At 66.2% G+C, this 13338-nt stretch carries 13 protein-coding genes and 1 pseudogene; 5 read left to right on the top strand and 9 right to left on the bottom strand.

What is annotated here, in order from left to right; all coding sequences use genetic code 11:
- Positions 1-123 (top strand): annotated as a pseudogene (locus Q4E95_RS07630) (D-beta-hydroxybutyrate dehydrogenase); the annotation flags it as partial.
- A 229-nt stretch (positions 124-352) separates the two neighbouring features.
- On the opposite strand, the gene Q4E95_RS07625 reads toward Q4E95_RS07630, so the two are convergent.
- The 5 genes from Q4E95_RS07625 to Q4E95_RS07605 form a co-directional block, all read right to left on the bottom strand.
- Positions 353-715, bottom strand: a complete 363-nt coding sequence (locus tag Q4E95_RS07625) for a DUF202 domain-containing protein (protein WP_303382730.1) — start codon at positions 713-715, stop codon at positions 353-355.
- Positions 716-728: 13 nt separating this feature from the next.
- Positions 729-1115 carry a YidH family protein gene (locus Q4E95_RS07620; RefSeq protein ID WP_303382729.1) on the bottom strand — a complete coding sequence of 129 codons (387 nt, stop codon included), beginning with the start codon at positions 1113-1115 and terminating at the stop codon, positions 729-731.
- 81 nt (positions 1116-1196) lie between these two features.
- Positions 1197-2414: a cytochrome P450 gene (locus Q4E95_RS07615; protein ID WP_303382728.1), complete on the bottom strand. Its 1218-nt coding sequence runs from the start codon at positions 2412-2414 to the stop codon at positions 1197-1199.
- Between the two features lie 26 nt (positions 2415-2440).
- Positions 2441-3451 carry a PDR/VanB family oxidoreductase gene (locus tag Q4E95_RS07610; RefSeq protein ID WP_303382727.1) on the bottom strand — a complete coding sequence of 337 codons (1011 nt, stop codon included), beginning with the start codon at positions 3449-3451 and terminating at the stop codon, positions 2441-2443.
- 11 nt (positions 3452-3462) lie between these two features.
- Positions 3463-4251, bottom strand: coding sequence for a coniferyl-alcohol dehydrogenase (locus Q4E95_RS07605; RefSeq protein ID WP_303382726.1), 789 nt, complete (start codon positions 4249-4251; stop codon positions 3463-3465).
- A gap of 230 nt (positions 4252-4481) precedes the next feature.
- Between Q4E95_RS07605 and Q4E95_RS07600 the strand changes: the two genes are divergently transcribed.
- The gene (locus Q4E95_RS07600; RefSeq protein ID WP_303382725.1) at positions 4482-5858 is read left to right on the top strand and encodes an aldehyde dehydrogenase family protein; all 1377 of its coding nucleotides are present in this window, start codon (positions 4482-4484) and stop codon (positions 5856-5858) included.
- Between the two features lie 71 nt (positions 5859-5929).
- Here Q4E95_RS07600 and Q4E95_RS07595 read toward each other — a convergent pair whose 3' ends face one another.
- The gene (locus Q4E95_RS07595; protein ID WP_303382724.1) at positions 5930-7309 is read right to left on the bottom strand and encodes an MFS transporter; all 1380 of its coding nucleotides are present in this window, start codon (positions 7307-7309) and stop codon (positions 5930-5932) included.
- 199 nt (positions 7310-7508) lie between these two features.
- Between Q4E95_RS07595 and Q4E95_RS07590 the strand changes: the two genes are divergently transcribed.
- Positions 7509-8495, top strand: coding sequence for an MBL fold metallo-hydrolase (locus Q4E95_RS07590; RefSeq protein ID WP_303382723.1), 987 nt, complete (start codon positions 7509-7511; stop codon positions 8493-8495).
- Between the two features lie 16 nt (positions 8496-8511).
- Here Q4E95_RS07590 and Q4E95_RS07585 read toward each other — a convergent pair whose 3' ends face one another.
- Positions 8512-9270, bottom strand: coding sequence for an IclR family transcriptional regulator (locus Q4E95_RS07585; protein WP_303382722.1), 759 nt, complete (start codon positions 9268-9270; stop codon positions 8512-8514).
- Between the two features lie 67 nt (positions 9271-9337).
- On the opposite strand from Q4E95_RS07585, the gene Q4E95_RS07580 reads away from it, so the two are divergent.
- A complete protein-coding gene (locus Q4E95_RS07580) occupies positions 9338-10213 on the top strand; it encodes a bile acid:sodium symporter family protein (RefSeq protein WP_303382721.1) in 876 nt (291 codons plus the stop codon).
- Positions 10214-10338: 125 nt separating this feature from the next.
- Positions 10339-11589, top strand: a complete 1251-nt coding sequence (locus Q4E95_RS07575; protein ID WP_303382720.1) for a 4-hydroxybenzoate 3-monooxygenase — start codon at positions 10339-10341, stop codon at positions 11587-11589.
- 180 nt (positions 11590-11769) lie between these two features.
- On the opposite strand, the gene Q4E95_RS07570 is transcribed toward Q4E95_RS07575, so the two are convergent.
- The gene (locus Q4E95_RS07570; protein ID WP_303382719.1) at positions 11770-12633 is read right to left on the bottom strand and encodes a DNA-3-methyladenine glycosylase; all 864 of its coding nucleotides are present in this window, start codon (positions 12631-12633) and stop codon (positions 11770-11772) included.
- Positions 12634-12915: 282 nt separating this feature from the next.
- Positions 12916-13338, bottom strand: a 423-nt coding sequence (locus Q4E95_RS07565) for a M23 family metallopeptidase (protein WP_303382718.1), incomplete at its 5' end; no start/stop codon positions are given.

Genomic DNA, 13338 nt, shown 5'->3' with positions numbered 1-13338 from the left:
GCGATCAAGCGCCTGGCCGAACCGGAAGAGGTCGGGGAGCTGATCGGCTTCCTCTCCGGTCCCTTCACGGGCATGGTCACCGGCGCCGCCTACACGATGGACGGCGGTTGGACGGCGTCCTGATCCGCGGCAGCGGCCGGTGGTCGACGACGCCGCGCCGGCACCATTGCAACGCGGCCGGCTCGGCGGCTCGGGAGCAGGTCCGGGAAGGCTTACTCCTCGAGCCCTGGGAGCCTTGATGTAAGGGAATTCCTCGGCCTCCCGGGGTAGATGTTCTTCCCGCCGCGGATCACCATGTCCTGATCCGCCCGGTGGTCTCCCCGTGGTTGCTGTCATCGCCAGACCTCACAGATCAGGCGAGGACGGTAACGACGTAGATACCCAGAAAGCCCAGAATGACTGTGGCTGCGGAGAGGCCGAGTACTCCGGGGACATCGGCGGCGACGCGTTCGGCGGTGATTCCGGAGGAGGCGCGGTTGTAGCGAGGCCGTTGGGTCAGGTAGATCGCCGTGCCGGAGATGACGGCGACGGCGAAGAGCGCGAGGACGAACAACCCGTGGTGGGAGATCCAGCGCAGGCAGATGGCGGCGGCGGCGATCAGTGCAAGCACCGTGCGCCCCCAGGCGAGGGTGGTCCGTTCGGGTTGCAGACCAGGGTCATCATGCGCTGGATCCAGTGTCCGTGCGCCCGGAGGTGATTGAGACGAGCTGTTCATCGAGTGGCCTCGGTCAGGTCTGCAGGACGAACACTACTAGGGCCCCGGAAGCGATGGCCCCTCCGATACCCAGCAGGGGAACGATCAGCGGCAACGGCAGAGGAGTTTTGTGCCGCATGCTGCGTTCCACCCCCGCCCAGCGCCAGGCGGCGCCGGCGCTGATGAGCACCCCGAGCAACAGCAGAACCACGGCCAAGAAAGTACGCATCGGCTCGGGAAAGAGATCCTCTGCAAATGCTTCCACCGCGATGCCCCCGGCCAAGAACGCCAGGGAGGTACGGATCCATGCCAGGAAGGTGCGTTCGTTGGCCAGGGTGAACCGCGGATCCGGCTCCGTCCCACCACCCAGCACGCGCACTGAGAAGCGGCGGCGGTCTTGTGCGGGCATTGGATCAGCCATGGAGTGCCCCCCTGGCTGCCCCTGGATGCCAGGCCGCACGCAACGTCCACACTGGTGGGGCCAAGACCGAGCTCTGAAGCATCAATTCGTCCGGGCCAGCGGCGTCAGGCGCAGGGGCATGCGGGCGAAGCCGCGCAGCACGTTGTGGATCCACGGGCTCGGCTCACCGGTGAGCTCGATCCGGTCCACTCGCGTGGCCAGCGCCTGCAGGACGAGTTCGATCTCGATTCGGGCGATGGGCTGGCCCACGCACTGGTGCAGTCCCATGCCGAAGGCTACGTGACCGGAGGCGCTGCGATCGAGGTCGAAGACATCCGCGTTCTCACCCCATTTGCGGGGGTCCCGGTTGGCTGCGCCCATGAACAGCAGGATCTTCGAGTCCGCGGGAATCCGGACGCCTCCGATCACGGTGTCGACCGTGGAAGTGCGGTGAAACATTTGGAATGGGGACTCGACACGCAACGCTTCATCGACGGCGAACTTGGCCAGCTTCGGGTTGGCTTTGAGCTTCTCCCACTGCTCGGGGTGCCGGGCGAGGGTGTAGAGCGTGTTCCCGATGCCGAAGATCGTGGTGTCGACCCCTGCGGAGAGCAGGGCGCGCACCAGCAGGGTGGCCTGTTCAGGGGCGATGCGTCCCTCCTCGGCGACCTTCCAGATGTCGGCGCCCAGACCGGTGATCGACAGGTTATCGCGGGCACAGCTGTCCATGATCCACGCGGCGACCTTCTCACCCTCGGTGAAGGCCTCGGCCCGGATCTCGTTGTCCGCGCCGAAGGCGTTGAACACCATCGCGCCGTAGGGAAGCAGGTTCTCCCGGCCTCCCGGGCGCAGGCCCACCGCGTCGGGGAACACCTTCAGGGGATAAGGCTCGGCGATGTCCTTGATGCCGTCGACATCGCCCTGGGCCACCACCCGGTCGGCGAGCTCCTCGGCGAAAGGGGCGAACTGTTCCCGCAGCCGGCGCATGGTGGACGGGGAGATGACCCCGGCCAGGCCCCGGCGCATCACGGTGTGCGTGGGCGGGTCGGACTCCAGGATCGAGGGCGGGCGCCACTCCGGTGCCTGGCGGATGTCCTTGGGACCGAGGCCGCCACTGGAGCAGTAGGACTCGAAGTCGGTGAGGATCTCGTAGACCCACTCGTAGCGGGTCACTGCGTAGCAGCCGTACTTCTCCAGCCAAACCAAGGGACCGGCGTCCCGGAGCTTCTCGTGTAGCGGGTAAGGGTCGGAGATGTTCTCGACGGAGAAGGGGTCGTCGGGCAGGGACACAGCCTCGTGCCTCGTAGCGGTGACAGTCATGGTGGCTCCTGTGGCGGGTCGGTGGTTCAGAGTTCCAGGGTGAGCTTGCGGCACCCGGCGGCGGCGCGGGAGACGCAGATCATCATGGCGTCGCCCGAGTGCTTCTCCTCCTCGTTGAGGATGGCGTCCCGGTGCTCGACCTCCCCTTCCACCACACGGGTTTCGCAGGTGCCGCACACCCCGGCGCGGCAGGAGGAGAGCACACGCACTCCGTGCTCCTCCACCACCTCCAGGACGGTGCGGTCCGGGGGCACGGTGACGGTCTTGCCCGTATCGGTCAGCTCCACTTCGAAGGGCTCGGCGCTGGCCCCGGCGTCGAGGTTGGCCGCGACGAAGCGCTCCAGGTGCAGAGCACCGGGGGGCCAGCCCATGCAGTAGTCCTCGATCACGCGCAGCAACGGTTCGGGTCCGCATGCGTAGACCAGCATCTTCGCCCGCGGCAAGGCCAGCAGACCCTCAAGATCGATGCGCCCGACCTCGTCCTCCGGGTAGAGCAGGACGCGGTCCCCGTATCTGGCCACGAGCTCATCGGCGAAGGCCATCGACGCCCGGCTGCGTCCGCCGTAGGCCAGTCGCCACTCGCGGCCGGCGGCTTCTGCTGCCTCGATCATCGACAGGATCGGAGTGATGCCGATGCCTCCGGCCACGAACAGATACTTCCGGGAGTCGATGAAGGGGAAGTTGTTGCGGGGTCCGTTGATGTGGACCGTGTCACCCTCGGCCAGATCCTCGTGCACGTAGGCGGAACCACCACGGGATTCCCGGGTGCGCAGCACCGACACCTGGATCCGGCTGCGGTCGGCCAGCGGCGAGCACAGGGAGTACTGGCGCATGTGGTGGGGCAGGATCAGATCGATGTGCGAGCCCGGTTCCCACTGCGGGAAATCGGAACCGTCGGGCAGGCGCAGAGTCACGCGGCGTACGCCGTCGGCCACGGTTTCGAGCTTCTCGACGAGGACTTCCTCGACCTCATGCCGGTAGCCGTTCGTGGGCTGTTCACGGACAGCGGGGGTGGGTGCGGTGTTCACGGTGGTCATGGTCCCTCCACTCAGGCGGTCACGGACAGCGAAGCGGACACCGCACGGTGAGCGCTCAGGCCGCCGTCGACGCAGACGTCGGTGCCATTGATCCAGGCGGCCTCCGGGCTGACCAGGAAACCAATGGCGTGTGCGATGTCGGCCGGCTGCCCGGCACGGCCCAGCAGGGCGACGGCACCCTCGACCTTGTCGCGACCGTGGTCCATCTTGAAGTCCTCCAGGATGGGGGTCTGGACGGGGCCAGGGCTGACCGAGACGACACGCGCCTTCCCCAGGGCAGAAGCGGCGGCCTCCAGACTCAGCCAGCGGACACACTCCTTGGAGAACCGGTATGAATTGCCGGTGACCTCAGGATCTGCGCCGGCCAAGTCGAGTGCCGCTTCCCGGTTCTCGACGGAGGTGAACGCGATGATCTGCTCGCGGCGCTCGGCCCAGCCGTTGGCCACGTTGGAGGCCAGGTTGACGACCACACCGCCCTGGACGAGCTTGGGCAGCAGGGCCCGGGTCAGATCCCGGACACCGAAGACGTTGACGGACAGCACCAGGCGCCACGGGGCGGTGCCGGGAACACCGGCGATGTTGAGCAGCCCGTTGATCCCCTCCGGGATCTGTCCGGCGGCCGCGGCAACACCTTCGGCCGTGGAAAGGTCCGCCTGGACGAAGGCCCCCGGGAACTCCGCGGCCGTGTTGCGATCCACACCGATCACCTCCGCGCCGGCATCGCGCAGAAGAGCTGCGGTGGCAGCACCGATACCGGAGGCTGCGCCGGTGACAACGAGAGTCTGTCCGTCGAGGGTCATGGACGTGGTCCTTCCAGAAGAGTGGCCCCCACACGCTCGAGAGATCCTTCGCGTGCGGTTCGGCTGGTTCGACTCCACTATGTGGTGTAACGCACTCCCGGTTCATCTCTTCTTTTCACTGGGTGGAAGATGGCGTGTGTCTGATCACAGAGTGGCTCGAAGCTGGGAACAGGGGAGGTCTGTCTGCCGGCCGGTGGACGCCTCCAGAACATGAGCGAGAAGGAGATCCGGTGCCTGCCACCTACGAAGTCATCGACCCGGCCACGCTGGACCCTGTTGGCGAGGTGCCTCTGCACCGGCCTGAAGACGTCGAGCGGGCCATTGCCGCCGCGGCCACGGTCGCCCGCCCGTGGGCCGCAGACCGTGACGTCCGCCGGACGGCGCTGCGTCAGGCCTCCGAGGCTGTGCTATCCGAGGCCGAGGACCTGGGGCGGATTCTGTCTCTGGAGCAGGGCAAGATCTGGGCCGAGGCCACCCAGGAGTTCAAAGTCGCAGCCGGGCTGCTGCGCCACTACGCCGACCTCGACTGGGACCTCGTCGAGACCCTGCCCGTCCGCGGCGACCGCTCCGTCCAGGTCCAGTACGCCCCCGTGGGTTTGGTGGGAGCCATCACGCCCTGGAACTTTCCCATTTCCTTGCTGGCGGTGAAGTTGGCCCCGGCACTGGTGGCTGGCTGCACCGTGATCGCCAAGCCATCCCCGACCACCCCGATGTCCACCCGGGCGCTGGCCGAGGTGCTCAATCGGTTCCTGCCCGAGAACGTGCTGCAGGTCGTCACCGGCCGCGGGGTTCTCTCCAAGGCGCTGTCCGAGATGCCGGGCGTGCGGAAAATCTCTTTCACCGGGTCCACGGAGATTGGGGCCGCCATCATGGCCCAGGCCGCACCAACGGTGAAGAAGGTGACGCTGGAGTTGGGCGGCAACGATCCGGCGATCGTGCTGCCGGATGCGGACCTCGAGTTCACGGCTGCCCGGATTGCCGGCTCCGCCTTCCGCAACGCCGGCCAGGTATGCATGGCGGTCAAGCGGGTCTACGTCCCGCGCGCCCAGTCAGTTGCACTGACGGAGGCCCTCGTGGAGGCGGTCTCCCTTTTACGAATCGGCCATGGTGTGGCCGAAGGCACCACCATGGGGCCTATGCACACGAGCGGTCAGCAACAGCTGGTGAAGGACTACGTGGCGCGGGCCGTGGCCGAGGGCGGTCGCATCGCCCACGGCGGGGAGTGCGGCACGGACCTGCCGGGGTACTTCCTGGAGCCGACCGTCGTCGCCGACACCCCGCAGCACACGGATCTGGTGGCGTGCGAGCAGTTCGGTGCAGCACTGCCGGTCGTGCCCTACGACGACCTGAACGCCACAGTGGACGAGCTCAACGCCCAGGAGTTCGGCCTGGGCGCCTCGGTCTGGTCCCCGGACCTGGAACGAGCCCACGAAGTGGCCTCCCAGCTGGAAGTGGGCACAGCGTGGATCAACCAGCACACCGTCGTCGAACTGGACGCCCCGTTCGGCGGGTGGAAAGGCTCCGGCCTGGGGCGTGAGCGCGGCCGGTGGGGCCTGGAGGAGTATCTAGAGCCCCGCACCGTTAACGCCCGCCCGCACGGAGGCTGATTCCGGCCGCACGGGCGGCTGAGGGGCCCGCACCGAGAACGGTGCGGGCCCCTTGAATTGGCGGAAACCTCTTAGGCTTCGATGCCCAGCCGGAGACGCTGCTTCTGCTGGTTGACGAACGCCAGGGCGAGCACGCCGAAGGTTGCCAGCAGAACGGCGGTGACCTGGAACGCCAGCCTGTACCCGTCGGCCGGGGTTGCGGCTCCGCCGATCAGGAAGCCGCCGACGGCCGGGGCGAACACGCCGCCGGTGGTGAGCACCGCATTGGCCACGTTGAGGTGACCGCCGCGCTGGGAGATCGTGGTCAGTTCGCCCACGATGAGGTAGGTGATCGCGAACATGGCCGGGGCGGTGCCAAAACCGAGGCTCATCAGCGCCACCCCGAGGACCGGGGAGGTGACGAACGTGGAGGCAAGCAGGGCTGCGCCGGCACCGGCCCCGGCCAGGCCCAGGGTCCATCCGCGAGAACGGCGGCTGGGAACGCCCTTCTGATCCATCCGCTGGATCAGCGCACTTAGGCCCACGGTGGCAACGACACCCCAAGCGGCTGGCAAGGCAATGAGAGAGCCGGCCTGCTGTCCGCTGAAACCCATGACGTTTTGGAAGTACGCCGGGCCCCAGGACATGGCCAGAGTGAAGGTCCAGTAGGCGAAGAACGATGCCATGACGGCGAAGATCCACGTCGGGTTCAGGAGGCTGCGGAAGAAGGGGACCTTCTCCTCACTCACGCGGGAAACCCCCGGAATGGAGGTATCAATCTCGGCACCCTCGATCTCTCGCTCGACCGCCAGGGAGGTGTAAGGCCCTTCCTTGCCGAGGATCATCCACGCGGCACACCACACCACGCCCACCACGGCTAAAATGATGAAAGCTGTGCGCCACCCGTACTGGGCGATGACCCATGCGAGTACCGGCGCGAACGCCACGATACCCAGCGTCACTCCAGAGGAGGCCACTGCGGCTGGGGTTGCCCCCTTCTTTGAGGGGAACCATTTGTAGACCGCGTGCATGAGCACGGGAGCGAGTGGACCCTCGCCGGCGCCCAGCGCCAACCGGGACACCCACAGCGCGGGCAGGGTGGCGAAGACCACCACCGGCATCACCGACAGCGACCAGATCAGGCAAAGAACCAGCAGGATGCTCTTCGCCCGGAACTTGTTGGCCAGCGGGGCTGCCACCAGCTGGGCCAGCCCGAACGTGAGGAACATGGCACTGGCGACCAGACCGAATTGCTCCGGGGTGATGTTCAATTCCTGCATCAAGGGCACGGCGGCCAGGCCCAGGACAGCTTTGTCCGCCCAGCTGAGCATCATGAGGAACAGCAACAGGAAGGTCAGCATCCAGGCGTAGCGGGACCGCTTCTTGCTGCTCCAATAGCGCGGGTCCTTGGGATCGATGCCCGATCCCGGCGGAGAAGGCTGGGCGGATTGAGGTGCGGCAGTGGTGGTCATGGCGGTGATCTCCCGTCGTGCACCCACAGAGAGTGCGGGCCGTGGTGAAGTGTCTCAGCGAATGTAGGAGCCTGTGAACTGGAGCACATAGGACGTTTTCCAGCCAGTGAAAATGCGCCATCTCTCGTCCTGGAGGCTCGGGCAGAGTAAAACCACTTCACCTGCCTGTGCAGGCCGCGTCCGATCGGAAGGCCCTCCCATGACTGACCGCGTTGCCCTCGACGCCCCCCTCGACCAGGCCCGCGGGCTGCACGTGGTCACGCTCGGAACCGCCGCCGGCCCCGCGATCCGCTCCGAGTGCCCCGGCATCGCGACCGCCATCGTCGTAGACGGCCGGTTCTACCTCGTGGACTTCGGTCTCGGAGTCACCCGGGCCGCCCACGCGGCGGGTCTGCGCGGGGAGAATCTGCAGGCCTGCTTCGTGACCCACCTGCATTCGGACCATGTGGCCGAGATTCCCGCCTACCTGTTGTGGAACTGGGGTCGTCCAGTGCAAGGCTTCACCGAAACGGTGCGGATTTTGGGGCCGGGATCGGCGAACCCCCATGCTGGATCCGTTGGCATCCATGGTCTCGTGGAGCACGTGCTGCAGGCCTACTCTTACGACATCGACGTCCGGATCGTCGACGAGGGACGTCCGCCACTGTATGACCTCGTGCAGGTCGAGGAGATCGACCTGCCGACCTCAGCAGCGGAGGCCGACGGGGAGCACACCCCGCAGATGGATCCGTTCGTGGTCTACGAGGACGAGCTCGTGCGGGTGAGCGCCATCCTCGTGGAGCACCCACCGATCTTCCCGGCCTTCGCCTTCCGCTTCGACACCGCCTACGGATCCGTGGTCGTCTCCGGGGACACAACGGAAAGCCTCAACACCTCCACCCTGGCCAGCGGCGCGGACCTGCTGGTGCACGAGGCCGTCAACCTCGACTTCTACCGGGCTCGGGACTTCGGACCGGAGTTCCTCAACCACCAGGAGATCTCCCACACCACCCCTGCCGGGGTGGGACGAGTCGCCACTCGGGCCGGGGCTGCCAGGGTGGTGCTGTCCCACCTCGCCGGTGTCGCCACCGATGCGGAGTGGATTGCCGGCGTCGCAGCCGAGTACGCCGGACCCGTGAGCGTGGCTCATCCCGGTGAGGTCTACACCGTCGTTCCCGCGCAAGCCCCCGCCACCAGTCCCGCCTGACTCGACGAGTGGGGTATCAGGCGGGGACCCCCTGTGAACGAGTGATCGCCGCGGACGCCACCTGCAGCGCAGGAACGATGCGCTGAGCGTCCTTAATCCTCGCCAAGGTGACGATGCCCAAAGCGGCCATCACGCTGCCTTCAACGTCCCGGATCGGCACCGCCAGTCCGTGCGCGCCGGGGGAGTGCTCCCCGTCCGTCGTCGCGTACCCGCGCCCACGCACCGAGGCCATCTCCTGCTCCAGCCGTGGAATGTCCACGATGCTGCGCGAAGTCTCCCGCACGAGCGCCTGGGTGCAGGCCTCCCACAGCTCGGCGGGCCCGTAGGCCAACAGCACTTTCCCGCCGGCGCTGGTGTGCAACGGCAGCTTGTCCCCGGGACGGGCGATCGGGGCACCGACATGAGTGCCCGCGATCCGATCCAGCAGCAGCGCCTCCGTCCCGTCCAGCACGAAGAGGTTGACGACCTGGCGCGTGGCGAAAAGAACATCCTGCATATAAGGAGCCGCCACCTGACGGAGACCTCGTTGGATCGGGGCGAGCATCCCCAGCTTGGCCAGGCGAGGACCCACCGTGTACGTGCCGTCCGATTGGCGGCTCACCGCACCCCACCCGGACAGCTCCTTTAAGAGGCGGTGACAGGTGGCCACCGGAATTCCGCTGCGCCGGGAGATCTGGGACAGGCTCTGCCTGGTGTGCCTGGGATCAAAAGATCCCAGGACATCGAGAACTCGAGAAGTAACGGAACGCCCCGGGGTGGTCGCGTTACCGGCCATGCTTTCCTCTTCCACTGAATGGAAACTTGAAGCTACTCTACTGCAGTTCCTCTCCACAATGAGCCGTATGGACCTGCAGACCGTCACCGACGCCGTGGCCGCCATGTCAGTCCCGCTCTTCGCGGTCACCAGCATGATGGCTGTGGGTTTGGGGCACACGGTCCAGCAGTTTCTCGCACCTCTAAAGGACGTGCGTCTGGTGCTGGCGGGGATGGTGGCGAACTTCGTTGTCGCACCGGCTGTGGCTTTCTGTCTCATCTGCGCGCTGGGCATTCCTGACGAAGCTCGCATCGGCCTGATGGTCCTGGCCTGCGCTGCGGGAGCGCCGTTCGTGCTCAAACTGTCAAAGCTCGCGCGCGCGGACATGGCCGAGTCTTCTTCCCTCCTGGCGGTCATGCTGCTGGCCACAATCGGATTTATGCCCATTGCGCTGCCCATCTTGCTCCCCGGTATCCAAGTCGCCCCGGGCGCCATCGCTTCTGTGCTGCTGCTGACCATGTTTCTGCCCCTCATTGGGGCTGTGCTGCTGCGCCAATTCGCCCCGACGGCTGCGCGCTTGGCGCAAGCCCATGTCGGGCGGTTGAGCCTCGTAGCCATGGTTGTGATGCTGGCCAATCAATTTATTGCCGATCACCGAGAACTCGTTGGGCTGATCGGCACCGGCACCATCGTGGCGATTCTCGCGTTCATCGGCTTGAACTTCGGCTTCGGATGGATTCTGGGGGCATGGAAAACAGGGGGTGGGGCTGTGCTGGGCATCTCGGCATCCCAACGAAACATGGGCGCTGCCACCGTGGTGGTGGTCGCCAACTTCGAGGACTCCCTGGCCGTACCAACGGTGGTGCTGGCCGGCTTCCTCGCCCTGATCGTGCTCATCCCCGTGGCCCGATGGCTCGGTCGTCGCCCCCACCCGCAGATCGGCAATGCACTCCCCACTCACTGAGCGATGGGTTCGCACTCGTGCGCGTCCGGAGAACGCTGCGGAATTTCGTTGATCAACACAACTGTGGCTGGCCCACAAAGCGTTACAACACCAAAACCAACCCACCCTTTTATTTAGGAGTAGTTATGAGTGCACAACGCACTGTTCTCACCACGCCGGTCGGCATCGTCGGGGGCGGCCCGGCCGGGTTGATGCTCGCCCACCTACTTGGCCGCGCCGGCATCGACAGCATCGTCGTAGAGAAACGGGACAAGAACACCATCTACAACACCCACCGTGCTGGGATCTTGGAAGCTGACACCGTACGCATGCTCACCGAGACCGGGGTCGAGGGCCGGGTCTTGACCGAGGGCCACGAGCACGAAGGCACCGTCCTGCGCCTTCAAGGTGAAAGCCACCGCATAGACTTCCAAAAGCATGTGGGCCAGTCTGTGTGGCTTTACCCGCAGAACGAGGTGTTCTGGGATCTCGCGAGCGCTCGGGAACGCGACGGTGGAGACATCCGCTGGTCGGTCACCGACACCGAGGTTCTGGACCTGAAAACCGGCACCCCAAAGATCCGCTTCACCGACGCAACGGGCGAGGACTTCGAGGTCCGATGCGAGGTCCTCATCGGCGCCGACGGCTCCCAAGGTATCTGCAAATGGTCCATCCCGCAGGAGGAGCGCACCGACAACTTCATCCAGTATCCCTTCGCTTGGTTCGGCATCCTCGCCGATGCCCCGCCGAGCGCGCCGGAACTGATCTACTCCAACTCCGACCACGGCTTCGCTCTCATCTCCCAGCGAAGCGACACGGTGCAACGCATGTACTTCCAGTGCGACCCGGACGAGAACGTCAATGACTGGGACGATGAGCGGATCTGGGACGAGCTGCAGCGCCGCGTCGACGGTCCCGACGGGTTCACGCTCAAGCGCGGGACGATCTTCGAGAAGACCGTGTTGAAGTTCCGCTCGTACGTCTGCGAGCCGTTGCGCTACGGCAGCCTTTTCCTCGTCGGTGATGCTGGGCATACTGTCCCCCCGACCGGTGCCAAGGGGCTGAACCTGGCCTTCTGTGACGTGCGGGTGTTGGCCCCGGCCCTGATCAACTTCTTCCGCATGGGCGACAACACCGGTCTGGCCGGGTATTCGGCCATGGCGCTGGAGCGGGTGTGGAAGGCGCAAAACTTCTCCTACTGGGTCACCAACCTCATGCACACCCAACCTGGGGAGAACCCTTTCAACCAGAAGCGCCGGCGCGGTGAGTTCAAGGCAGTCACCGGCTCCGGTCGCGGGGCAGCTTACTTCGCAGAGTCCTACACAGGCTGGCCCAGCACCAGCTCACAGCACCGTCAGGACATGTCGACGGGCGAGCCCGCCGCCGCCGTTCGTTGACGTTCAGTTGTGGAGCGACCAAAGCTGGATGCATTCGAAGAGCGGGAAGCACCTTAACTAAGTCTGTCCCTCAATTGGAACTGCCGCACGATCAGGTGTCATTTTGGCCTGACTTGCTCCAGGGCGGATCCGCCCCAGCCCCGGCCGTTCGACCGGGCGGTCGCGCTCACTCGAACACGCTCACGCAAAGACCTCCCAGGTCCACAGGTGGAGCAGCGCATAGCCGCGCCAGGGCCGCCAGGACTGAGCGCGTTCCTCCGCGAGGCGAGCCGTGGGTGTTCCGAGGGCTCGTCGGAGCACGAGATCTCCGGAGGGAAAGGCGTCGGGGTCGCGGAGGGCGCGAAGCGCGACGTACTCACTCGTCCACGGCCCGATCCCCGGCAGCGCGAGAAGTGCGGCGCGGGTAGCGGTGCGATCGGCACCCGGGTCCAGCTGCAGCCCGTCCGCCGCGGCGACGGCAACGGCGTGCAGCGTGCGCGCCCTGGCCCCGGTCACGCCGGTGGCCTCCCGCAGTTCCTGTGCTCCGGCGGCGGCGAGGCAGGCCGGGGTGGGGAAGGCTGTGAGACCCTCGGGCGCGGGTGCGCCGAAGGCGGCGACCAGCCGACCGGCGAAGGTGCGTGCCGCCGCCAGGGAGACCTGCTGGCCGAGGACCGCGAGCAGCGCCGTCTCGGCCCCGTCCACCGCACCCGGCACCCGTAGCCCCGGGCGGGCTGCTACCAGCGGCGCGAGCAGCGGGTCCGCGCTCAGGGCCCGGTCCACCGGGAGCGGGTCGGCGTCCAGATCAAGCCATCGGCGCACACGAGCCACGACAGGCGGAACGTCGGCGTCATCCATCACCCGCAGCCGGGCGGTGACATGGCCCGGAGCGTCGAAAGCAACGGTCACCACGGCCGGCCCGTGCGGGGTGGGCACGGTGCGGGTGTGCTCACCACTGGCCGGGTCGTGCCGCTCGAGCCCCGGTACGACGTGGCCGGCGAGGAAGCGCGCCAGCGGCGTCGTCGCGAAGGGCGTCCGGTAGGGCAGCCGCAGCGTCAGGTTCATCATGCCGTCCTTTAACGGCCCCTCCTCGGTTTCTGTTATCGAGCTGCCCCGGGGCAACTGCGAAGGCGTCATCGTGAACTCCTGGCGTATTGTGCCGTTGAACTGCCGCATGCTGTCAGTAAACCTCTTCGGTCACCCGGCAGCGGCGTTGACCAGTATGTGGGCGCTTTCTGGTCTGAGATGAAGATGGCGCGCCACGAAATTGCACACCACGCAGGGGTGACCGTGTCCAAACTCAGAGACAACCCCGTCGAGTTCTTAACCGAGACGTTGCGGTACGGCGTCCTAGTTGGTTTGACCCTGATGGTCCGGACCGCTATCCACGATCTGGCCGTTCCGTGGTAAGCCGTCAGGAAACGACAGGGGCAGGCCTGCAGCTTGCCCGAAATCCAGGGAGTCGGCCATTTGCACGTGCAGGTGTGGTTCGGTGCTGTTGCCAGAATTTCCGAATTGGGCAACTGTGGTCCCGACATGGATGCCCTGGCCGACCTTCACCCTGATGCTGCCTTGTCGCAGATGGCACAGGACCAGGTAGTCACCATTTCGCGAATCTCGCACGGCTAAGTAATTGCCCGCCAACCCTGCCCATCCGGAGGCGACGCGGCGGGCTTGGGTCAGCGCATATCCGACGGAGGACAATCCGCGGTACGCGACGTGATCCTCGGCGTGGTCGTCCAACAGCACCACCGTGCCAGTCACAGGGGAGAT

The sequence above is a fragment of the Kocuria sp. genome (genome assembly GCF_030536815.1).
Lineage (GTDB): Bacteria > Actinomycetota > Actinomycetes > Actinomycetales > Micrococcaceae > Kocuria > Kocuria gwangalliensis.
This window is presented reverse-complemented; position numbering and strand designations above follow the sequence as displayed.